The 23,092-nt window shown below is 68.8% G+C and carries 18 protein-coding genes; 7 read left to right on the top strand and 11 right to left on the bottom strand.

Going from position 1 to position 23,092, the window contains the following annotated elements; translation table 11 throughout:
- Window positions 1-96: PPE domain-containing protein (locus AC5Y6X_RS11040; protein ID WP_499986511.1), on the bottom strand; the 96-nt coding region annotated here is incomplete at its 3' end.
- A 492-nt stretch (window positions 97-588) separates the two neighbouring features.
- Complete coding sequence (gene fdxE, locus AC5Y6X_RS11035) at window positions 589-783, bottom strand: ferredoxin FdxE (protein ID WP_499986449.1); 195 nt, start codon at window positions 781-783, stop codon at window positions 589-591.
- A gap of 118 nt (window positions 784-901) precedes the next feature.
- Between fdxE and AC5Y6X_RS11030 the strand changes: the two genes are divergently transcribed.
- Window positions 902-2,077 carry a cytochrome P450 gene (locus tag AC5Y6X_RS11030; protein ID WP_499986448.1) on the top strand — a complete coding sequence of 392 codons (1,176 nt, stop codon included), beginning with the start codon at window positions 902-904 and terminating at the stop codon, window positions 2,075-2,077.
- Here the strand turns inward: AC5Y6X_RS11030 and eccCa are convergent.
- Window positions 2,057-6,262 carry a type VII secretion protein EccCa gene (eccCa, locus tag AC5Y6X_RS11025; protein WP_499986447.1) on the bottom strand — a complete coding sequence of 1,402 codons (4,206 nt, stop codon included), beginning with the start codon at window positions 6,260-6,262 and terminating at the stop codon, window positions 2,057-2,059. The genes AC5Y6X_RS11030 and eccCa overlap by 21 nt on opposite strands.
- Entirely contained in the window at window positions 6,259-7,776 is a 1,518-nt protein-coding gene (gene eccB, locus AC5Y6X_RS11020; RefSeq protein WP_499986446.1) for a type VII secretion protein EccB, read from the bottom strand. The genes eccCa and eccB overlap by 4 nt, the downstream gene beginning before the upstream one ends.
- A gap of 373 nt (window positions 7,777-8,149) precedes the next feature.
- Between eccB and malQ the strand changes: the two genes are divergently transcribed.
- From malQ to AC5Y6X_RS11000, 4 genes are all read left to right on the top strand, one after another.
- Complete coding sequence (gene malQ / locus AC5Y6X_RS11015; RefSeq protein WP_499986445.1) at window positions 8,150-10,291, top strand: 4-alpha-glucanotransferase; 2,142 nt, start codon at window positions 8,150-8,152, stop codon at window positions 10,289-10,291.
- Between the two features lie 27 nt (window positions 10,292-10,318).
- Window positions 10,319-11,200: an LLM class F420-dependent oxidoreductase gene (locus AC5Y6X_RS11010; protein WP_499986444.1), complete on the top strand. Its 882-nt coding sequence runs from the start codon at window positions 10,319-10,321 to the stop codon at window positions 11,198-11,200.
- Window positions 11,200-11,673: a nuclear transport factor 2 family protein gene (locus AC5Y6X_RS11005; protein ID WP_499986443.1), complete on the top strand. Its 474-nt coding sequence runs from the start codon at window positions 11,200-11,202 to the stop codon at window positions 11,671-11,673. The genes AC5Y6X_RS11010 and AC5Y6X_RS11005 overlap by 1 nt, the downstream gene beginning before the upstream one ends.
- A 257-nt stretch (window positions 11,674-11,930) precedes the next feature.
- On the top strand, window positions 11,931-13,736 hold the full coding sequence (locus AC5Y6X_RS11000) for a molybdopterin-dependent oxidoreductase (protein WP_499986510.1): 1,806 nt from the start codon (window positions 11,931-11,933) through the stop codon (window positions 13,734-13,736).
- Window positions 13,737-13,773: 37 nt separating this feature from the next.
- On the opposite strand, the gene AC5Y6X_RS10995 is transcribed toward AC5Y6X_RS11000, so the two are convergent.
- Window positions 13,774-14,202: a type II toxin-antitoxin system Rv0910 family toxin gene (locus AC5Y6X_RS10995; protein ID WP_499986442.1), complete on the bottom strand. Its 429-nt coding sequence runs from the start codon at window positions 14,200-14,202 to the stop codon at window positions 13,774-13,776.
- Between the two features lie 78 nt (window positions 14,203-14,280).
- Complete coding sequence (locus AC5Y6X_RS10990; protein ID WP_499986441.1) at window positions 14,281-14,838, bottom strand: hypothetical protein; 558 nt, start codon at window positions 14,836-14,838, stop codon at window positions 14,281-14,283.
- A gap of 199 nt (window positions 14,839-15,037) precedes the next feature.
- Here AC5Y6X_RS10990 and AC5Y6X_RS10985 point away from each other — a divergent pair, with 199 nt between their 5' ends.
- Window positions 15,038-16,795 carry a DUF4407 domain-containing protein gene (locus AC5Y6X_RS10985; RefSeq protein WP_499986440.1) on the top strand — a complete coding sequence of 586 codons (1,758 nt, stop codon included), beginning with the start codon at window positions 15,038-15,040 and terminating at the stop codon, window positions 16,793-16,795.
- A gap of 17 nt (window positions 16,796-16,812) precedes the next feature.
- Here AC5Y6X_RS10985 and AC5Y6X_RS10980 read toward each other — a convergent pair whose 3' ends face one another.
- On the bottom strand, window positions 16,813-18,021 hold the full coding sequence (locus AC5Y6X_RS10980) for a cytochrome P450 (RefSeq protein ID WP_499986439.1): 1,209 nt from the start codon (window positions 18,019-18,021) through the stop codon (window positions 16,813-16,815).
- Between the two features lie 188 nt (window positions 18,022-18,209).
- Between AC5Y6X_RS10980 and AC5Y6X_RS10975 the strand changes: the two genes are divergently transcribed.
- A complete protein-coding gene (locus tag AC5Y6X_RS10975) occupies window positions 18,210-18,755 on the top strand; it encodes a TetR/AcrR family transcriptional regulator (RefSeq protein ID WP_499986438.1) in 546 nt (181 codons plus the stop codon).
- On the opposite strand, the gene AC5Y6X_RS10970 is transcribed toward AC5Y6X_RS10975, so the two are convergent.
- From AC5Y6X_RS10970 to AC5Y6X_RS10955, 4 genes are all read right to left on the bottom strand, one after another.
- Window positions 18,748-19,554: a DAPG hydrolase family protein gene (locus AC5Y6X_RS10970; protein ID WP_499986437.1), complete on the bottom strand. Its 807-nt coding sequence runs from the start codon at window positions 19,552-19,554 to the stop codon at window positions 18,748-18,750. The two genes, AC5Y6X_RS10975 and AC5Y6X_RS10970, sit on opposite strands and share 8 nt — an antisense overlap.
- Window positions 19,555-20,910: an FAD-binding oxidoreductase gene (locus tag AC5Y6X_RS10965; protein WP_499986436.1), complete on the bottom strand. Its 1,356-nt coding sequence runs from the start codon at window positions 20,908-20,910 to the stop codon at window positions 19,555-19,557. It abuts the gene before it with no gap.
- A 226-nt stretch (window positions 20,911-21,136) separates the two neighbouring features.
- Window positions 21,137-21,427, bottom strand: coding sequence for an ANTAR domain-containing protein (locus AC5Y6X_RS10960; RefSeq protein WP_499986435.1), 291 nt, complete (start codon window positions 21,425-21,427; stop codon window positions 21,137-21,139).
- 247 nt (window positions 21,428-21,674) lie between these two features.
- Window positions 21,675-23,039: a wax ester/triacylglycerol synthase domain-containing protein gene (locus AC5Y6X_RS10955; RefSeq protein ID WP_499986434.1), complete on the bottom strand. Its 1,365-nt coding sequence runs from the start codon at window positions 23,037-23,039 to the stop codon at window positions 21,675-21,677.
- Window positions 23,040-23,092 lie beyond the last annotated feature (53 nt).

Below are 23,092 nucleotides of genomic sequence, written 5' to 3'. Positions count from 1 at the left end.
ATCCCAGGCCGCGGCCGCGGCCATCATCGGCCCCGACCCCGGACCGGCATACATCAGACCGGAATTGATTTCGGGCGGTAACGCCGCGAAGTCCAACACCGTGTTCTCCTCAGTCGGCCATGATCGCGATTTGGTCGACAGGCGTCATCGCCAATCGCCACGTCGGGGGCTGCGCCAGCCCTAAGCAAGCCGCTGACCCGGTCTTTCGGCTCAGCAAACCGAACGGCCGGACTGCCGGACCATTCGGGCGCGTCCCTCCACCGTGTCCGGATAGGCGGCCCGCCACCGGCGTTCCCGCATATCCGGTCGGGAAAGACGTGCGCATCCTGCCTCGTTCACCCCCACTGTCAGCAACCGAGCGACAGCTCACGTTTTTGCCGAACTGCCGCTCGCACAAGACATTAACTGGTTGTCACGTAGCATGCCGACCGCCAATGCCGACTATTCACAACTGGCCAACCACTATTCATTCGAGGCCAGCTGCTGTTCATTTACGACGGTCGATTGTTCATCTGCAGTTTGCTTTTCGGTGGCGCTCGACAGCCACCTTGCACCCCGCGGCGGCAAATCAGCGGCAAAGCCGCGCCGTCAGTCCTCTTCGATGATCAGCGCCATTTCCGGGCACGACGCCACGCCGTCGCGAGTCGCCTGCACATCCTCGGGCGCCACCTCGTGCTCCTCGAGGATCGAATAACCCGACTCGTCGATGGGGAACAGTTCCGGATCGACCGCGTAACACTGCGCGTGGCCCACGCATCTGGGCTTTTCGAGACGGACCCTCACTAGGTTTCCTCCCCCGGAATCCGACGGACGCGGTCGCTAAAGTCTAGAAGATTGCGCGCCGTTCGCCGCCGGTGACCGGGAAGCGAAAAACCAACAACACAAGCGGAGATCAGAGCGGATGAGCACCCTCGGCGAGTGGCAGCCAGGCTCGTTCCATCTGCCACGGCTCGAGTTCTCCGAGTTGCCGTTGGCGCAAGACCGCGGGGTGGGATGGAAGGCGCTGCGCGACGCCGGGCCCGTGGTGTTCATGAACGGGTACTACTACCTGACCCGACGCGAGGATGTGCTTGCCGCGCTGCGCAATCCCAAGGTGTTCTCGTCGACAATCCTGCAACCGCCCGCCGATCCGCTGCCGGTGATCCCGCTGGCCTTCGACCCCCCGCAGCACACCCACTACCGCCGGATCCTGCAGCCGTACTTCAGCCCGACCGCGCTGAGTAGGTCGCGGCCGGTGCTGCAGCGGCACGCGACCGAGATGATCGGGTCGCTCGCCCCGCGGGGCGGGTGCGAGGCGATGGCGGATTTCGCCAGGCTCTACCCCTTTCAGGCTTTCCTCGACCTCTACGGCCTGCCGCTGCAGGATCGTGACCGACTGATCGCCTGGAAGGACGCGATCATCGGCGACACGGAACACCTCGGCATCGCCGAGATGCAGGCCGCGCAGGTCGGGCTGCTGGAATACCTCGTCGAGGTGATCCAACAGCGCCGGGCAAACCCGGGTTCGGACATGCTGTCGCGGGTGATGACCGGCCCGGGCGACTTCACCGACCTCGAGGTGCTGGGCATGAGCCACCTGTTGATCCTCGCGGGCCTGGACACCGTGACGGCGATCATCGGATTTTGCCTGTACGAATTGGCGCGCAGGCCCGAATTGCGCGCCGAGCTTCGCGACAATGCCAGGCAGATAAGGGTTTTCATCGAGGAGATCATTCGGCTGCAGCCGCCCGCCCCGGTGGCGCCGCGGATCACCACCGAGTTCGTCGACGTGGGCGGCATGACGCTGCCGCCGGGCTCGCAGGTCCGGTTGTGCATGGCCGCGATCAACCGCGACGGCAGCGACGCGTGGTCCACCGACGACCTGGTCATGGACGGAAAGGTGCACCGGCACTGGGGATTCGGCGGCGGGCCGCACCGCTGCCTGGGGTCGCATCTGGCGCGGATCGAGCTGACGGCGATCGTCGGCGAGTGGCTCGCGCAGATCCCCGACTTCGAGGCGCCCGGGGACTACACCCCGGAAATCAAATTCCCGTCGAAGTCCTTCGCGCTCAAGTCATTACCGCTGCGCTGGGCCTGACGCCGCCGCCCCCGGCGTCCTGCTCACCAGGTCGGTCGCCGCCACCTGGACGAACACGCCGGTGTCCTCGGCCATCAGCAGGCCGCGGCCGCGGGGCAGCGGGCCGCCCTTCATCTTGCCGCGGATGAAGCCCTCGTCGGGGTCGGCGTCCATCACCAGCAACGGCGCGTTCGCCTGGTGCAGCGCCCGCAGGATGGGGTCGCTGCCCGCCGACGACCAGCCGCCGAACGTGCGCGTCACGATGACGTGCAAGCCGACATCGGCGGCCCTGGTCACCCAGGGAGCGGCCTGGTGCAGCGGCGAATCGAAGCCCGGTGGCAGCTGTTGGACGTCGTCGACGATCAGGAAGATCTCCGGACCGCTCCACCACGACCGCGACAACAGCTCCTCCGCGGACAGGCCGGGCGGGGGCTGGCGGCTGGCCAGCAGGGCCGACAGCTCGCCCATCATCGCCTGCACGCCGTCGAGGTTGTAGGCGAACTTCTCGACGTACTCCGGGCCCAGGACGGTCAGCAGCTGGCGGCGCGGGTCGACCAGCCAGACCTGGGCCGACGGCCGCCCCGGCGGGGGCGTCGGGGCGCTGGTGGCGCCGGGCGCGTACAACCTGCCGATCTCGGACATGATGGTGGCCAGCGTTGTGGTGCGCCCACATTCGCGCCGGCCCGTCACCATCAGGTGCGCGTTCTCGGCGAAGTTCAGATAGACCGGCTGCAGGTCCAATTCCGATATCGCCCAAGCGATTCCGCCGACACCCACGCCTTCGCGGGTGTCCCGGGCCGCCAGCTCGCGCACCTGTTCCACACCGAACCGCGCGGGCAGCCGGCGCACCGGGCGGGCCTGGCCGGTCGCGAACCGGCTGACCGCCTCGACCACGCTGTCGGACTCGAAGATGTTGTCGGCCGTGTTGTGCAGTGCCGGCCGGGCCACCAACGTGTGCAGACCCGCCTGCGGATCGCTGTCGAGCCGGACGTAGTTGACCGCGACCATGCCGCGCCCGGGCTTGGCCGGAACGTCCTTGGCGAACCGCGAGCGCACCAGCTTGGCGTCTTCGACGGCGGCCAGCCGCAACTCGACCCGGGAACCGAACCCGCTGCGCACCGGCGGGCGCAGCTCGGATTCGCGGTCGGCGGTGACCACCACGTGCACCCCGAACGACGGGCCCTGATTGATGATCTGGTTGACCTGCTCGATCAGGACCTCGTTTTCCTCGGCCAGCGCGCGGTAGTTGTCGATCACCAGGTAGACGTCGCCGAAGACGTCGGGCACCGGGCCCGGGTCCTCGCCGGACTTGCGCCGCCGGAACACCTCCATCGACGGGATGCCGTATTCGAGGAAGCCGCGTTTGCGATCGCGCACCAGCGCCAGCAGTTCGGCCACCGTGCGGCGCACGCCGTACGGGTCCGTCGGACCGACGACCTCGCCCACATGCGGCAGGCCGGCGACGGTCGTCAGGGCCGTGCTGCTGTAGGCCAGGCAGTAGAACTGGACCTGCTCGGGCGTGTGGGTCAACGCGGCCGAACAGATCAGCGTCTGCAGCGCCGTGGTCTTGCCCGAGCCGCCGGCGCCCAGGATCAACACGTTGGCGCCGGGCCCGGAGGTGTCGACCGTCCACGGTGGCTGGTCGTGCTTGAACGGGCGGTCGATGATCCCGATCGGGAACACCAGGTCCCGGGACGAGCCGTAGTCCCGGTGCCAGTCGCGACCGAGGAACCGGTTGACCAGCTCGTCGATGGCGACGGGCTGGGTCAGCGGCGGCTGCCACAACCGGTAGGGCTCGAACTGGATCTTGCGGAGCTGGTCGATGATCACCGTCCCGACCTTCGGGGTCCTGATCCCCTCCTCGTCGTCGTCCTCGCTCTCGACGTCCTCGGCCTCGAGCACCTCGCCGTTCGACTCGACCGGCGCCTCGACATCCGGCCCGCCGACGCTCACCTCGAGCGGGGTGAACGCGTTGGTGAACAGTTGCGGGCGCACGTAGTCGATGCTGTGCACCAAACGGGGCGCCTCCTCGCCGTCGACGTCGACGCCGCGGGGGTAGTAGTCCCGCCACAGGAATTCGGCCTGGAACCGGATGATGTCCTCGAGGCTCTTACGGAAGTAGCCGAGGCCGGCCTGGGCCGGCAGGTTGACCGCGTTGGGCACACCGGCGGCCTGCGCCGCGCCCGCCGTGCGCGCCTTCAGCACCAGGCGATAACCCATGTTCTCCATGAGCTTTTCGGCCCGGCTCTCGATGGTCTGCGAGGCCATCATCAGGTGGATCCAATACGCGCGGCCCTGCCGGCCGATCGAGTCCAGCACGTCGACCGCGGTCGGCATGATGCGGAACCACTCGTAGAACTCGTCGATGACCACCACCAGCATCGGCAGCGGCGGCATGTCCTGGCCGCGGGCGCGCATCCTGGCCCGCACGGCGTTGTACTCCTTGGCGTCGTCGACGCCGGCGTTGTCGCACACCGCCTTTCGGCGGGCGATCTCGCCCCACAGCGCATCCAGGAAGCGCTCCATCAGCGCCTGGTCCTCTTCGAGGTCGGTGATGATGCGCGACACGTGCGGGACGCCGGCGAAGGGCTTCACCGCGGACCCACCCTTGAGGTCGGCCAGCACGAACTGCAGCTCCTCCGGCGGGTGGCTGAGCATCAGCGACTCGATCACGGTTCGCACCAGCGTCGACTTGCCCGAACCGGTCGTTCCGGACATGACGCCGTGCGGCCCGTCGCCGCCCTCGTCGAGCGACTTCATGTCCAGGAACAGCAGCTCGCCGTTGTCGGAGCGGTTGCCGAACGGCGCGCGCAGCCGCGACCGGCCCATCGTGTCGGTGCGGCTGCCCCACAGCGCGTCGAAGTCGATGTCGGCCGGATCGTCGATTCCGTAGTAGGACAAGATGTCCCGGGCGCCGATGTGGGCGACCCGCTGGCCGATCTCCTCGTAGGCCTCGGCGAGCCGCCAGCGGGCCATCTTCTGCGCGAACTCCTCGGCCTCCGAGGTGCTGAGCTGGTCGGTGAGGGCGAAGAACCACGGCTTCTCGTCGATCACCATCCAGGTGTCGCGGTCGCGGGGCAGCGCCTCGATCACGCCCTTGTCGTCGAACCGCAACGCCCGCTCCGGCACCGACGCCCACATCGACGAGCCGGTCAGGTCGAAGAACGTCACCCCGTCGACGCCCTCCGCGCTGATCACGTACTCCCATTGGGGATCGACGGCATCGGCGATGATCACCGTGTGGGGTGTCGGGGTCTGCGCCGACGAACTGGCGTGCCGGGGCGTGAAAGAGCCACGGCCGGCGAACAATTCGGCCTGTTCGGCCGCGAATTCACGCACCGACGCATACACCATCCGCGCGTTGCCCGCCGCGTCCTGGCGCCGCGGGTCGCCGAAGTGCGGCAGCCACTTGACCCAGTCCCACTCGTCGAGATCCGAACTGACCACGACCATCTGCACGTGGTCGGGACCGTGGGAGAACGCCAGCTGGCAGATGATCGCCCGCATCAGCGCCAGCACCTGCTCGCGCTCCCCGATCAGCGAGTACCAGGGTTCGACCAGCAGGGAAATCATCTTGGGCAGGTTGTAGACGACGCTTTGATAGCGCCCGAATTCCTGTAGCGCCTTACCGGTCACCGGCTCCAGCTCGATGTCGGTCGGCATGTTCTGGGGCTCACCCCAGGTCACCTCGGGGCGCGTCATGCCCACGCCGACCCGGACGACACCGAAGTTGAGGTCCTTGCCGTCGGGCTTGCGTTCCCACATCCGCGGCGACCCCACCGCGGCCGAAAGCGTGTCGGGCGCCGGGTGGAACCACCGGTAGTTGGCGTCCATGCTGTCGGCCGACTCGTGGGCGGTCTCGCGCAGCATGTCGAGCATCAGCATGAACTGGGCGCGCATCGAGTCCAGCTTGGGCCGGCTCATCTGCTGCTGGCCGCCGAACCGGCCGCCGAACATCATCATCGCGACGCCGCCGATCATGAAGATCGGGAAAATCGCGCCGGCACCGCCGAACACGTGCGAGCCGCTGGCGAAGGTCATCGCCACCATGCCGATCAGCAGCCCCACGATCAGGACGCCGACCACGATCAGCCAGACGGGCTTGCCCTCCGGCGGAGGGATGCTCAACGGCGTTGGGAGGACAATGTTTTCCGGCTTGATTACCGGAGGCTTCTCCGGTGTCGGCCGGGCAAAACCACGCTTCACTTCGGTACCACCAACTCTGCTGGGGACATATCCATCGGTAGGGTGTCGTGCTGAACCAACGCGTCCGCTCGTGACAGCGTCGGCCCCTGCGGCAGCAGGCGCAGCGCCACCCACGGCGCCTGACTCGGTTTCGTCTGCAGGCCCAACGCCTCGCGCACATCGCGGGTGTCGTCCACCCCGAACCGGGCGCCCGCGTCGGTGAGCCACCACAGCGATTCGGTTGTCTTGGCCCCCGGATCGTTGCCGGTGACGGCCACGAAGTTGGCGTAGTTGGGGCCGAAGTAGACCTGGTCGGCCTCGCGGCCGGTGGTGTCGGCCTTCACCAGCGACACCACCTTGTTGGTGTTGGCCTGGGCCACCGGGATGGTCGGCCCGGAGATGACCTCCACCCGGGCCCGGTTCTCGCCGCCGGTCTTCTCCCACCACCAGCAGGTCGCCGGGTTCTCCCGGATGTCCATCACGTTCAGCGGGTTGTCCGGATAGGACGACAGGTCCAGTTTGTTGACCACCGGCATCCTTGCCAGCGCGGCGGGTTCCACCGTCACCGGTTTGGTGTTGCCGGGGCCCCCGGCGTTCTGCAAGATCTGGGCGACCAACGGGGGCAGCGTCTGCACGCCATCGGCCAGCACCAGCGAATACTGTTGCGGCCCACTGATTTGCGGCGTGACGAGCACGGTGCCGATGGGTCCGGGTGCGCCCGGGAAGGTCGCCGGCGCCCCCGCGTTCTGGATCTCCGGGACCGTCAGCTCGGGCCCCACCGGCAACGCGTCGTACAGGGCGCGGCTCATCGGCTTGGCCATGCTGACCTGTTCCGGCGTCATGCCGAGCGGCAGCAACACCGCACGGTTCGCCCCGTCGACGCGCGACCGGCGTCCCTGCCGGATGACCCACGCGTCGCCGCCGTAGCTGAGCACCACCGCGTCCGACCCGGTCAGCACCCGTCGGTGAGAGCCGAGGTCCGGGCTACCGTCGATGACCGTGACCGTCACCCCCGACGGCGACCCGGCTCCGGTCGAGGTCACGGTGTCGCACACCAGCCACGACGACGAGGACGGGCTCGTCGGCCCGAAAGTCGATGGCGCGCCCGGGATCCCCACCATCGGGCCGCGCGGAAGCTTGGCGATCTGGCCCGACCGAACCAGGTGCGGGTTGTCGGGCCGCCCCGTGATCAGCCGCGCCGACGCCAGATTCAGTGCCGGGTACAACTTGTCGCCGACGCGGACGTACAGCGCGCCGGAGTCGCGGTCGGCGATGATCGGTGACTCGTTGATCTGGCCCGACGGGCTGATGAACGACCACAGCAGCGCGCCCAGGCAGATCACCGCCGCCGCGGAGATCGACGCGACCACGGCCAGGTTCTGCCGCCGCCCCGGCTCGATCTCCATGCGAACCCGCCACCGGGTCAGCGCCATCGCGGTCCGCCGGGCAAGGAACTGGTAGCCGGTCACCTGGGTCCGGGTCGACAACCCGAGGCCATACCCCGACCCGCGCTGCCCGCGACTTTCCTCCGCCACGCTATTTCACCGTCCGGTCTGCTAGAACGCCCATATATTGGCCGCGCGTATTTACCGCGCGCTGATCACTTTGATAACGGTAAGGCACCCGCAAAGACATCGCCACGTGGCGAGATTCGCGATCGCTTTTACCTATCGATATGTCCCCGAACCCGGCCGTCGTCAAGTCGTCGGTACGGCCGCCGGTGGCAGCGCCGGCCCGCGTCATTGAGCTGGCAGTTTCCGTCTCCCCCGCTGGTTCCCGGGCGGATTCCCGGTGTCCTCAACGGTCCTCGAAGGGTCCTTAAAGGGCATGGTAGTGGCTGCGGGCCGCCGCGTCCTGTCGAGCGCCCCCGCGTCGCACCGGCCGGGCCCTGGACGCAAGATGGGCGGCATGACTGAGCCCGCGCCCTCGCTGGTCGAACTCGCCAGGCGATTCGGGATCGCGACGGGCTACGAGGACTGGACCGGACGGCAGGTGCGGGTCGGCGAGGGCACCCTGGTGGCGGTGCTGGCCGCTCTCGGCGTGGCGGCCGGGACCGAGCGGGAGCGCAACGAGGCCATGAGCGCGCAGCTGCGGTCGCATTGGGAACGTGCGTTGCCGGCGACCATCGTGGGGCGCACCGGCGCGCCGACGCGGTTCTGGGCCCACGTGACGCACGGCGACCCGGCGGAGGTGTGGTTGCAGCTCGAGGACGGCACCGTGCACGGCGGCGTGCAGCAGGTCGACAACTTCACCCCGCCGTTCGATCTGGATGGCCGCTGGGTCGGGGAGGCCAGCTTCGTCGTGCCGGACGGCCTGCCGCTGGGCTACCACCGCGTGCACCTGCGGTCCGGCGACTCCGAGACCAGCGCGGCGCTCATCATGACGCCCGACTGGCTCGGGTTGCCCGAGCAACTCGGCGCCCGGCGCGCCTGGGGCCTGGCCGCACAGCTCTACAGCGTGCGGTCCCGGCACTCGTGGGGCATCGGCGACCTCACCGACCTGGCCGACCTCGCGGTGTGGTCGGCCTCCCGCCACGGCGCCGACTACGCACTGGTCAATCCCCTGCACGCGGCCACCCCGACGACGCCGATGGAGCCCTCGCCGTACCTGCCGACGTCGCGCCGCTTCTTCAACCCGCTCTACCTTCGCGTCGAGGCGATCCCGGAATTCGCCGAGCTGACCAAGCGCGGCCGGGTGCGGCGGCTGCGCTCGGAAGTCCAACAGCGGGCCGCCGAACTCGACGCCATCGACCGCGACGGCGCCTGGCGGGCCAAGCGCGCGGCGCTGCGGCTGCTGCATCGGGCGCCGCGATCGGCGGGCCGGGAATTGGCCTATGACGCCTTCCGCGACCGCGAAGGCCGCGCGCTCGACGACTTCGCCACCTGGTGTGCGCTGGCCGAGAAGTACGGCGGCGACTGGCATCATTGGCCCAGTTTCCTGCAGCATCCCACGGGTGCCGGCGTCGCCCGATTCGTCGAAAAGCATTCCGACACAGTCGATTTCCACCGCTGGATGCAGTGGCAACTCGACGAGCAGCTCGCCATGGCGCAGTCGCAGGCGCGCCGGGCCGGGATGGCAATAGGCGTCATGCACGACCTGGCCGTCGGCGTGCACCCCAACGGCGCCGACGCCTGGGCGTTGCAGGACGTGCTGGCGCTGGGCGTGACCGCGGGGGCGCCGCCCGACGAGTTCAACCAGCTTGGCCAGGACTGGTCGCAACCGCCGTGGCGACCGGACCGGCTGGAGGCCCAGGAATATCGGCCCTTCCGCGCGCTGATCAGGGCCGTGCTGCGGCATGCCGGCGGGGTCCGCATCGACCACATCATCGGACTGTTTCGGCTGTGGTGGATTCCCGACGGGATGCCGCCCACCCAGGGCACCTACGTGCGCTACGACCACGAGGCGATGATCGGCATCGTCGCGCTGGAGGCGCACCGGGCGGGCGCCCTCGTCGTCGGCGAGGACCTCGGCACGGTCGAACCCTGGGTTCGGGACTACCTACTATTGCGCGGCCTGCTGGGGACGTCGATCCTGTGGTTCGAATTGGATCGCGACGGGAACGGCGGCCCGCTGCCGGCCGAGCGCTGGCGGGAGTACTGCCTGTCGTCGGTCACCACCCACGACCTGCCGCCGACCGCCGGCTACCTGGCCGGCGACCATGTGCGGCTGCGGGAGTCGCTGGGGCTGCTCACCCGGCCCGTCGAGGCCGAGCTCGAGTCCGACCGGGCCGAGCTGGCGGCCTGGCTGGCCGAACTGCGCCGGGTCGGGCTGCTGACCGCCGGGGAGGACAACCCGGAGGAGATCGTCGTCGCCCTCTACCGGTATCTGGGGCGGACGCCGTCGCGCCTGTTGGGCGTGGCGCTGACGGACGCGGTCGGTGACCGCAGGACCCAGAACCAGCCCGGCACCACCGACGAATACCCGAATTGGCGGGTTCCGCTGACCGGCCCCGACGGCCGGCAGGTGCTGCTCGAGGACGTGTTCACCGATCGCCGGGCGGCCGCCCTGGCCGAGGCGGTGCGCGCGGAGATCGCGCCTCCGGCCGTCTGAGGTGGCCACCTGTTAGCTTCGGGTGCCATGAAGGTTTCCGTCGTCGCCCCGGTTGCCGACGGCGTCACCGCGGACCCCGGTTGGATGGCGAGCTTCGCGACCCACCTGGAGCGGTGCGGGTTCGAATCGATCGTCGTTGTCGAGCACACGGTCCTGGTGACCCGCTACGACAGTGTGTATCCCTACGACAGCTCCGGACGGGTCGGGCTGGCGGCCGACTGCCCCATCCCCGACCCGCTCGACCTGTTGGCGTTCCTGGCCGGCCACACCAGCCGGCTCGGGTTGGCCACCGGCGTTTTGGTGCTGCCCAACCACCATCCGGTGGTGCTCGCCAAGCGGGCCGCGACCGTCGATGCGCTCTCGGGCGGCAGGCTGCGGCTCTGCGTCGGCGTGGGCTGGCTGAAGGAAGAGCTCGAGGCGTGCGGCGCGGATTTCGACAGCCGGGGCAGGCGGGCCGACGAGCAGCTGGCCGTCTTGCGCGCGCTGTGGGCCGACCAGCCCGGGGGCGCGTCCCATCACGGCGAGTTCTTCGGCTTCGACGATGTCATGTGCTACCCGAAACCCGTTGCGGGCCAGCGGCTCCCGATCCACATCGGCGGGCACAGCCGTTCGGCGGCCCGCCGCGCCGGGCGATTCGGCGACGGCTTTCAGCCGCTCGGCGTGACGGGCCCGAAGCTGGCAGCGCTAATCGCGCTGATGCGCGACGAGGCCTCAGCCGCCGGCCGTGACCCGGCGGCCCTCGAGGTGTCTTTGGGTCACTCGGTCACCAAGATCGACGCCGACCGCGCGGGCGCCCTGGCCGAGCAGGGCGCCGACCGGATCGTGCTGTCGATGCCGCCGACCACCGACATCGAACAGGCCAGGGACATGCTGTCGGCCTGTGCACAACGGCTGTCGCTGGTCCCGTGATGCCGGCGGCCGACCGCACCGCCCTGAGCGACCTGGTGCACCGATACGCCGCCGGTGTCGACGACCGTGAATTCGACGCCGTCGCAGAGCTTTTCGCCACCGATGGGCAGCTGGTCGTGCCCGACCCGCCGGGCGAGCTGCGGCCACTGCATGCACACCGGGGCCGGCCGGCCATCGCGGCGGCGGTCGCCGCGGTCGCCGCCGTGGCGCGCACCGAGCACGCGATCGTCGGCGAGGTCTACGACGTCCACAACGAGGCGGGCCGGCACGGCACCGCGCGGGGGCGCATCGCCTGCATCGCGCATCACTGGGACCAGCGCGGCGGCGACGTCGTCGATGTGGTGTGGCATCTGCGCTACGACGACGACTACACGTTGACCGACGCGGGTTGGCGGATCGCCCGCCGGGTGCTGACCGTCAACGCCATCGAAACCCGGCCGGTCCGCCGATTGCTGCCGCGCGACTCGCCCTAGCCGCGCTGGCAGAAGGTTATACCCAAACTCACAGCGCTCCTTAAGAAACCGCGTTTGCGGATAGAATTAGCTATTCGCATAGAATTTGCGGAAATCCCGACCCGCGGCCGTCCGAAGTCGTCCCGGCGACGGTGGCGGCCACTCGCCCATCGGGCCGAACAGGACCCTGAGCACCGGTTTCACCCGGCGATTGTTTCACTGTCTAACAATTGTTGTGGTGTAATTTCGGGCGCGTGACGAATGCCGAAGGTAACGACATTGGTTCTGCCGGGGCCGCCGCGGGGTCGGCGGCGAACGGCTCGGTCGCAACGCTGGCGGTAGGCACGCCGCTGCTGACGGACCCCGACTACCGCAGCGAGATACACACCGCCGAAGACACCATCGATGTGGAGGCCTACGGCGGGGGGTTCGACCTCACCCGCCGGGCGACCGCCCCGAAGTTGCGCGTCGGCCGCGACAAGTGGTTCAACCTGCTGTGGTTGGTCCCGATCGGCTTCGCCGCGCTGATCGCGGGGGTGGCGATCGGCAAGGGGCTGTACAACATGCCGGCGGTACACGCGTTCGTCCAGCGCTACCCCGGCACCGACGCCCACTCCGGTGTCAGCCCCGGCCTGCCCGCATGGATCGGGTGGACCCACTTTTTCAACCTGTTCATGATGATGTTCATCATCCGGACCGGGATCCAGATCCTCTGTGACCATCCCCGGCTCTACTTCAGCCGCAACGCCACCCCCGGCAAGGACGAGTGGCTCCGGGTGGGCCCGCCGGTCCCCGACGACGAGCTGTGGACCGCCAACGCCGACACCGTCGCGTTGCCGCCGCAGTTCGGGCTGCCGGGTTTCCGGCACTCCATCGGGCTGGCGCGCTGGTGGCACCTCGGCGTCGACGTGCTGTGGCTGCTCAACGGCGCGGTCTTCTACGTCCTGCTGTTCACCACCGGGCAGTGGCGGCACGTCGTGCCGACAAGCTGGGACGTGTTCCCCAACGCGGCGTCGGTGGCGATTCAGTACCTGTCGCTGGACTGGCCGAAGGACAACGGCTGGGTGGCCTACAACGGCCTGCAGCTGCTGGCGTACTTCACCACCGTCTTCATCGCCGCCCCGGCCGCGCTGCTCACGGGCCTGGGGATGTCGCCGGCGCTGTCCCAGCGCGTCCACTGGCTCAGCAAGCGGCTGAGCATCCAGCACGCGCGGTCACTGCACTTCCTGGTGCTGGTGTACTTCCTGTTCTTCATCCTCGTTCACGTGACGATGGTGCTGACGACGGGCGCGCTGCGAAACCTCAACCACATGTTCGCCTCGCGCGACGACGACAGCTGGATGGGCTTCTGGATCTTCGCCCTCGCGATGATCGTGACCGCCGTCGCCTGGGTGTGGGCCACCCCGTTCACCATCAAGCACCCGCGCGTCGTGCAGCGGGTCGGCTACGCGCTGGTCGGCCCGTTCCAGCGGATGCTGGAGCGGCTCGACCCCAAGCCCGGCGCCTTCACCGAAGAGGACATCTCTCCGCATCACTGGCGCAACGGCCGGCTGCCGGAGACCGTCGAGTACAAGGAGTTGGAGGCCAACGACTTCCGCGATTGGCGGCTGAAGGTCTACGGCCTCGTCGAGCGCCCGATGGAGTTCTCGCTCGACGACCTGAAGGCGCTGCCCTACCACGACCAGATCAGCCAGCACTTCTGCATCCAGGCCTGGTCCGGCGTGGCCAAGTGGGGCGGTGTGCAGATGAAGACCATCATGGACATCGTCAAACCGCTGCCCGAGGCCAAATGGGTGGTGTTCTATTCGATGGGCCTCGGCGCCACCGGCGGCATCTACTACAACGCGCATCACATCGAGCAGATGGACCACCACATGACGATGCTGGCGTACAACATGAACGACCAGCCGCTGCCCTACATGCATGGCAAGCCGCTGCGGCTGCGCAACGAGTTGCAGCACGGCTTCAAATTGGTGAAGTGGATCAAGGGCATCGAGTTCGTCGCCGACTACCGCGACATCGGTAGCGGCTACGGCGGCTACAGCGAAGACCACAAGTACTTCGGGCGCCACCAGACCCTGTAGGGGCAACGAAAACCCGTGTGGGGTCGGGGTTTTCGGGCTACCGGAGCGCGGCCAGATTGTTCGCCGACTTGCGCACGTCCGATCGCACCACCCTGGCGACGACCCGTCCGATCGGCCCGGAGAGCACGCCGCCCGTGAGGTCGGCGGTGAGATGAAAGGTCGACCCCGGGTTGTCGTCGGCAACGTCCATCGCCACCGCGATGCGGATTCCGCCGCGGCCCCGCCCCTGCAGTTCAATCGATTTCGGCTCGTCGTACCGGGTGACCGTCCAGTGAATGATGTTGCGAAAGCCCTTGACCTTGACGCACGACGAAACCCGGGTGCCCTCCCCGATCGTCGACGGCACCTCGCTCCGCCACCCGCCGAAGATCGTCATCCACTCGTCGAGTCGACTCAGGTCTGACGCCAGCTTCCAGGCCGCTTCCGGTTCCAGGTCCGACGACGTCGAAACATCCACTCGTGCCAAGGCTTACCCCCGCTTTTCGCTTGAGGGGTTGCATACCCGGGTGGGCGCGGCCGATAAACGCGGCGGATGTGTGGCGCCCTAGGGCCAGGCCTTGTCCAACTGGTGCGCCACGTCGATGACCTGCGCGGCCTGCGATTGCGGCGAGTCGATCTCCTCGGCGACGTACTGGGCGATGAATCTGCGGATCTCACCGTCGACGCCGGCAAGGATGCGCAGCACCTCGCCGCGGAAGGACTTGGACGACACGTTGACGGTGATGTCGGACGGCCGCGGCTTCGCCACGTCGACGATCAAAAGCAGCGGCTCGGCGGCTCGCGCCGTGGCCCGCAGGGCGATGTCCCCGGACACCACGAACCGCTGCTTGTCGAGCCGCAGGTCCAGGAGCAGGTCGATGGACAGCGGGATGTGAATGACGAACGTGATGGCCTCACCCAGGCGCCGCGTGACGCGCGGGTCGTGGATCTTGACGTTGGCGCTGACCTTGGCGATTCCACCGGGCCCCTGAGCGATCGGCTCCATCGCGAACTCGTTGCCCGCGATGTCGGCAAACGCGGCGGCGACGCGCTCGGGCGTCACGGCGACCTCGAAGAACCTGCGGCCGAACTCCTCGTAGGTGACATAATCGTGGGTCTGCATAGGCTTATACCGTCTCACGTCACCCGCCGGAACGGCCGCTGATCTGCTCGCGTCGCAGGAATTTCGCGCCAGATGCAGGCCGACGGGGGCCGCGGCGTCGGCCTGCGTCTGTGAACAACACCACACCCAGTCGCTTCGATTCGGTGTGTCGGCCGGCGGCCTGGGAGGCTTGGAGGAGTTGGAGGTGTTTGGGAGTCCTATGAGCGCCCACGAGGTTATTGAGTCGCGCTCGGCCGCGTCCCGGGTCGCGGGGATGCTCACCTGGTTCGGCGGTGGGCACCGGCCCGAACTCGCCGAGCGTCACGAGCGGTCCACCCATGCCGTGGCCGGCGCCGTCGTGCTTGTCGGGGCCCTGCTGGCCTGGCTGGTGGCGAGCCTGGCGGTTTCCGGGGCGACGAGCTGGCCGGCTCCTGCCATCGTGCCGCTGACCCTCGTCTTCGGCCTGCTGGTCGGCGCGGTGACGCGCGGCATCGCCGGCGGCCCCGATCGCGGGTGGCCCGGCATCGCGTGCCGCGCGGGCGTCGCGGTTGCCGTCGGCGTCGTCGTCGGCGAGCTGGCCGCGCTCGTGGTGTTCTCCGCCCCGATCGAGCGTCGCCTGGACGAGCGGGCCCTGCGCACCGCCGAGTCGTCGCCCGCGGTCGCGCAGGCGTCGGCGGCGCTGCAGCAGACGCGGGATGCGCGCGCCGCACTCGACAACGCCGTCGAACAGGCCCGCCTGCACCAGGACCGGGCGCTGGTGGTGGCGCGCTGCGAATACAATCCCACCCCGGCTTGCCCGCAGACCCGCATCACCGGGGTTCCCGGTGCCGGGCCCGAAACACGAACGGCGAACCAGCTTCTCGCCGACGCGCAGCGCGAGCTGGACAACGCGCTGGCGGCCCGCGACCGCCGGGCCCCCGGGCTGGACGCCGAGATCTCCCGCGGGCAGCAGGCGCTTGCCGAGGCCCGCCGGCACGTGGTGGCGGACGCCGGGCGAGGGCTCGGTGCGCGCTGGGTCGCGTTGAACGAGGTCACGTTCGCCGGCGCCGGCGCCCTGACGCTGCGGCTGCTGACGATCGGGGTCTTCGCGCTGCTGTATCTGCTGCCGCTGATCCTGCGGCTGTGGCGGGGCGAGTCGACCCAGGATCGCCGCGCGTCGGCGCGCGCCGAGCGCGAGCGCGCCGAACTCGATGCGGACACCGCGATCGCGATCAAGCGGGCCGAGGTTCGCCGTGAGGCCGAAATGCTTTGGGCCGAGCACCAACTCACCCAGGCCCGCCTCGCCATCGAGGCCCAGGCCCAGATCGACCGCGAGCAGCAGCGGCGCCGGGTCGCGGAGGCCCTGGATGCCCCGGTGCGCGCGTCGGCGCGGCGTACCTTCGAGCCAGTGGAGGAAGACATGTACCTGCCGATCGCCGCGGAAGCGGAGGCGGCCAGCCGCGCACTCACCCAATTGCCCGCCGGCGCACCGGAAGAGCGCACCGGCGACGAGCCGGGTCGCGAGGTCGAAGTCCACGAGGAGGGCGGTGCGCCGTTGATCCCTTCGATTCCGGACGCGACCAGGGCCGCGGCGCGGTGGATTCGCCCGCTGGTGCCGCCCTTCGTGGCGCGGGTGATCGACAACACGACCCAGCCCCTGCGCACCGCGCGGCAGGTGTTCGAAGAGGTTGAGGAGATCACGTTTTCGCTCAAGCGCACCCGCAAGGTCACGGTCGACTCCGAGACCTCCGAGGCCTCCGAGACCTCGGAGCCCGCGGACGAGCCGTCGCACCCAAGCCGGATTCATTCGTCGCGCGCGGGTCGCCGCCACGACGAGTCGTCACACCGGGCCCACCGCGGGGTGGGGCGCCTGTCCGCCGGCGATGACCAGGACCGGTCGCTGGCGGTGCGCGACCGCGGTCTCGAGTTGACGGAGCGCGGCGGGTTCCGCGAGGTCCGTGCGCCCGAAGGCCCCCGCGAACTACCGCCACCGAAATGATTGCGAGATAAGCCGCTTCAGCCCACGGCCAGCTCGAGCCGCGCCAGGCGGCGCACCAGGATGCTCGGCAGCCACCGGCCCACGTCGACCGCTGCGATCTCCGATGTGCGATCCAACAACAGGCGCAACACGATCCGCGCCTCCAGGCGTGCCAACGCGGCACCGACGCAGAAGTGCGCTCCCTTCCCGAAGCTGATGTGCCCCTTAGCTTCTGGCCGGTCGAGGCGGAATTCACCGGGCGTCTCGAAGTGAGCCGGGTCCCGGTTGGCCGCCCCCCACAACAGCAGCAGGCGCGAGCCGGCCGGCAGGTCGACGCCGCCCAGGGTGGCGTCGTTGCGCACGTGCCGGTAGTGGCCGCGGAACGGCGGTTCGTAGCGCAGGGTCTCCTCGATGAATGCCGCTTGCAATTCCGGGCTTTCGCGCAGCTGCCGCTGGACGTCGGGCCGCCGCGCCAACATCCACGCCGCGCTGCCCAGCAGCGACGCGGTGGACTCTCCGCCCGCGGCGAACAGGATCACCAGCATCGCCTGGGCGGCGAAGCTGTCCAGCTCGCCCGCGGCGCAGGCGCGCGCAAGCTTGCCCAACAGATTGTCCTGCGGATCGTCCGTGGCGGGGGCGAATTGCTCGCCGATGTAGCCGCTGAGCTCCATCACGGAGACACCCGCGGCGGCGAGTTGCTCCTCGCTGACCAAACCTTCGAGCAGCTGGGTGGCGGCGTACCCCCATCTCACCAGCCGGTCGATGTCGGTGTCGGGCACGCCGATCAGCTCGGCGACGACCATCATCGGCAGCCGGTTGGCCATGGCGCCCATCCATTCGATGCGCCCGTCACGAAGCCCGTCGCTCCACAGCCGCTCTGCGGTCTGGGTGGCGAACCGCTCGAGCGCGCCGATGCGCCTGGCGGCCAGGTGGCGCGCCAACAGCTTGCGATGGATCGCGTGGGCGGGATCGTCGGCGGTGGCCAGCACGTGGGTCGGGCCGCCGAGGGCGTCCATCTCGAACGCCTTGACTGTCCCCTCGGGCGTATACGTCATGGTCGCGGTCAGGTTCGACGAAAAGTCCTCGGGCCGGTTGATGACCTCGTTGATCGCGTCCCAATCGCACACCGCATAGAACCCGGAGTCACCGATCCGGTGCACCGGCCCGGCCGCGCGCATCCGCTCGTAGAGCGGGTACGGATCCTGCAGGGATTCGGCGCTGAAGAACGCGTCCGCGGCGACTGTCACACTCCACAGCGTGCTGGCCGTGATATTCGCACGTCAACGCCGCCGCGCGAGGTTGAAACCCGCCGGCTGGAGCCGGTGGCCCCGCCCGTCTCAGCATGGGTCCGGGAGCTGCGGCTAAGCTGAGAAAATCAGCGGAATCTGTCTCACGGTGAGATCGTGATGTGGTTGCTTCGCGAGCGGGAGGTCAAGTGCCGGGTGACGACTGGTTGGTCGGGGGCGATCGCCGCGAGGTCGCCGTCGAACGCATCTATGCCGCCGCCACCGACATGATCACCCGCGAAGGCCCGGATGCCTTCGACATCGACCGGCTGGCCAAGCGGGTGCACTGCTCCCGGGCCACGATCTACCGCTACGCCGGCGGAAAGGCCGCCATCCGCGACGCGGTCGTCGCCCGCACGGCGTCGCGCATCATCGAAGCGGTGCGCCAAATCGTCGACACGATGAGCGGGCCCGAGCGAGTGGTCACCGCAATCACGGTGGCGCTCAGGCTGATCCGGGCCGATCCCCTGTATCCGCTGATGGTCAGCTCGGTGCGGGCCAACGAGATGCTGTGGCTCACCGGGTCGCCGCTGTTGGCGCGTTTCGCCACCGAACTGACGGGGCTGACCGACCGCGACCCCCAGGCCGCCCTGTGGGTGGTTCGCGTTGTGCTGTCGCTGATGTACTGGCCCGCCGGCGACGACGAGACCGAACGCCAACTCGTGCAACGATTCGTCGCGCCGGCCTTCACCTGAGCCCGTCGGTGCCGAGCGCGTCGTACAGCTCGGGCAGGAAACCCGCCAGGTGGTTCATCTCCTGCGCGCAGTGCACCAGCAGATTGCGGGCGGTGGATTCCGAGCCGCCGAGTACCCGCGACGCGAGGGGACGCACCGCCCGCGACGCCAGGCCGGGAGCGTGGCGCACCGCGATGTGCGGCCCGCCCATCCAAAACCGTGACCGCATTTCGGCCCCGCCCGCCGTCGACCGGATGTGATGGACGAACCAGCCGGCGTCCACCGGGGCGTCACCGGACCCCAGCCGCGCGCAGATCGACACGGCATCGTCGCTGTCGGCGGGCAAACCGACGCTGGCCGGCGCGACGAATTGGATTGCCGCACTGACCATGGTCGAGCCGATGTACTCCCTGATCATCGACGCCCGCCCGATGTAGCGCTGCCCGCCCCGGCCGCCGTCGTTCCAGCGGGCGGACAGGTGCGCCCGTGGATGCCACAGCTTGTAGCGGCGGGTGTCGCCGCCATGCCAGCCGAACCACCACACCCACATCGCGGGGGTTACTCCGGGCATGTCGGTGCGCACGGAGACCTGCATGCTCCCGTCGTCGAGCATTCCGTAGCCGTTCTCGGTCCGGTGGTAACCCTCGTCGGCGAGGCTCGCCGCGTCGTCGAAAGCCAGCAACGCCGGCCCGGCCTGCGGGCCATGGTGTAACGCGTCGACGACATGGCTTGGCAGCGCAGCCATCTCGGGTTTGAAGAACTTGCCGAACGGTGTCTGGGCGTCGTCGCCGCGGTAGCCGAGGTAGAGCTCGCCGGCCATCTACAGTCGTCCCATCCAGCTGTGGAACAGGCCATCCGGGTCGTAGGCGGCCCGCACCCGGTCCAGGCGCACCATGGCGTCGTCGGTGGCGAACCGCGCCGGCCGCTGACCCAGGTTCTCGTCGGCGAGCTGAATTCCGGTGGCCAAGTGGGACATCGCCGCCATGTTCGACCGCGCCCAGTCGCCGTACCTCTCGTCGTCGGCCGCGTTCTTCCATCCGCCGTAGAGCGCCAGGTAGACCTCGTCCTCGAGGCTGTAGGCCATGTCCGGGCGCGGCGGGGACGGTCCCCAGTTCAGCCACAGGAAGTGCGACGGGTGGTCGGGGATCGTGTCGATGATGTCGTGGATTCCGGGCAGCAGGTCTTCGGCGGAGGCCGACGTCCACATGTTGTCCGCGGCGTAGCGATGGTCGGGCAAATAGTTGCCCATCACGGCGTCGTACCAGGTGGGCATATCGGTTGGCATATAAGGAATCTTGACCAGCGCCCGGTCGACGACCGGGACCGTGCCGAAGATCGCCAGGGCCTCCTCAGCTTCCCTCTCGGAGTCGGCGAATGCCGGGGACGCGAACGTGATGGCCGGGCTGTCGATATTCATGTTCGGGACGTTCTTGGTCGCGACGATTTGCATCTCGACGCGACGGTCCACCTCGGCGCTGACGTTGCGGGCCCAGGTGTAGATCTCGTCGGCGAGCTCGATCGGGTAGATGTAGAAGCTGGTGCCGCAGGCGGCCGGGCGTGGGTAGAGCTTCAGGTGGAACGACGTCACCACGCCGAAGAAGCCGGGGCCCGCGCCGCGTGCTGCCCAGTACAGGTCGGCGTGATTGTCTGCGTCACAGTGGATTTGCTCGCCGTCCGCGGTGACGACGTCCAGGCCGACGACGTTCTCGCACGCCGGGCCCCAGACGCGGCTGTTCCAGCCGTAGCCGCCCTGCAGCAGGTAGCCCCCGACGCAGACGCCCCTGCAGTGCCCCGCGGGAAAGAACAGGTTCTGCGCCTCCAGCTCGTTCATGAGCACGCTGCCGCCCTTACCCGGACCGACCACCGCCACTCCCCTTTCGGCGTCGATCCTCGCGTGGTCGATGCGGCTCACGTCGAGCAGCACCGCCCCGTCGCGCAGATGGTTGGCGGCCCAGCTGTGCCCGCCCGACCGGATGTTGACCTTGAGGCCGTTGGCCTTGGCATACCGCAGGGCGTTGACGACGTCGTCGGCGTCGACCGCCTGAACGATCACGTCCGGGAATCGCGGGGGAACACGCTGGTTCCACACGGTGGCGCGGCGAGCCGCTTCATACCCCTCGTCGCCGCGGAAGTAGTGCCGTCCCGCCGGCAGTGACGCGGGGCCGACGGGCGTCACCGGAAGAAGCCCACCGCGGGATCGTCGATCACGGACGAGATTTTCGCACCTTTTCGGTGGTGCCTGATGCCTCGCGATCGCGCCGGCCAGTGCAGGCGGAGCGGGAAAACATCGTGCTCCGAGGGCCTTTGGTCGACGACGGGTCGATGAGAGTTGGCAACGGCCGCGGCACCCCCCGGGACCCCGGCCGTGCCAAGTTCCTCATCGTCACTCAACAGGTCACCACTCAACAGCTCACCGCAGACGACTCGGCGAACAGCGGTCCCCACTCGCGGCGGGCCGCGGACTGCGCATCGGTGAAGCTGGCCGTCTTCTCGCCGTCGCCGGCCAGGTGAACCAGCGCCCACGCCATCGCGAACACCGGCACCCTGTGACGCACTGCCGCGCTGTGCAATTCGTCGAAGGCCACGTCCGAGCGGCAGCGCCGAAGTCCGATGAGAATGCCCCTCGCGGTGTCGAGAATGCGACCGGAGTTCGGGCCGCACGTAGTCTGGGCGGGAACCCAGTTCGCCATCATGCTGTGGATACCTCCTGTTGACGCCTTGACGAAATCCGCTATCTCACATAGCGGGTCAGGATCCCTGCGAGTCCCCGCAACTCGCGATTCGATCCCGAAAAGGTGCCCTGTGCAATGATTTGTGGATCGAACCCGTTGTGCCAGACCGTCGCCCGCATCGATACGCGGTTGTGATCGTGTTGAGATCGCCCGGAGATTTCGGTGCGCCGGATCGCGCCCGTCAACGATTATTCGAAGATTATTCGAATCAGCCTGCAAGCGAGAGCAATTCGTCGAAGCTGGCAACGAGGGCGTCATGGAAGACGTCGTAGTCGGGTATCGCCGCGGTGTCCACGTTGATGCCCAGGGCGCACACGTCGACGTAGGTGAGCAGCGTGACATTGACCGCGGAGCCGATCGTCGGGCCGAACGCGTACTGCGCGCGAACGGGGGCACCCCCCAGGAAGACCGGGACCGGGACGCCCGGCACGTCGCTGGCCAGAAAATCCACATGGCGCAGGACCGAACCGATGTACCAGCGCGGCATCAGGTTCAGAATGCCGGCGATCACCTGTGTGTAGGGCAGCGATCTCTCGTCGCGCACCGCGGCGGTGCGCTCGTGTATCGCCCTGATCCGCGCCGCCGGGTCGGCCTCGCCCACGGGCACGTCGAACCGCATCAGCGTGATCCGGTTTCCGCCCATCTCGTCGGACTTTGTCCGCAGGCTGATCGGCATCGTGAGGTGCAGGTCGCCGACCTCGACGCCGTGCTTTTCGTGGTACCGGCGCAACCCGCCGGCCACGCCGGCGACGAACGCGTCGTTGAGGGCGCCGCCGCAGCGGTGCGCCGCCTCCCGCAACGGCGGCATCGGCACTTCGTGCACCCCGAGGCGCCGGATCAGGCCGCGGTCCGTTATCAACGGGGACCCGGCCCGGCGTATCGGCCGCACCGTGCGATAAATCGACGCCCCGGTGGCCGCGGCCGACCGGATCGTCGCGGCGGGCCGCCGAACGCTGTCGTGCACCAGTCGCGGGGCCAACCTGGCCGCCGCGGTCACGGCGCCACCGAGTAACCGGGCGTCGTATCGCCAGCTGTCGCGGTAGCCGCCGAGCAGCGCGGGCCTGGATGCCTCCGGCGCCGGCGGCAGGGGCTCGCGCTCGTGGAGATCCTCGGAGGGGTGGAAGAGGTTCATCGCTATTTGGACGCCGCCGATTCCGTCGGTGAGCGCATGGTGGAACTTGCAGACCATCGCCGCGGCGCCGTTCTCGAGCCCATCGATGAACGTCGTCTCCCAGAGCGGCCGCGCCCGGTCGAAGTCCTGCATCTGGGCCAGTCGGGCCACCTCGAGGACGTCGTCGAAGTTCCCCGACGCCGGAGCGGCGGCGCGCCGGATGTGGTAGTCCAGGTCGAAGTCCGGGTCGTATTCCCACCGGGGCGGGGCCGGCGGCGGGGACGGCACCACCCGCTGCCGAAACACGGGCAGCTTGCGGCTGATCCGGTCGAAGCGGTCGCGCACCCAACCCCACTCGGGCGATCGATCCAGCACCACGACGCTGACGACGGTCGACCGCAGCCGTGGATCGTCTTCCATCGCCCAGGTGAAGGCGTCGCTGTTGCGCATGAATGCAGTCATGGTGTGCTCCACGCACAAACCTACGACCAGTCGGGGCAAAGGTCAGTAGCTTA

It is taken from the genome of Mycobacterium sp. NGS26 (genome assembly GCF_059813025.1).
The sequence above is the reverse complement of the archived record's forward strand: the minus strand, read 5'-3'. Positions and strand labels throughout refer to the sequence as shown.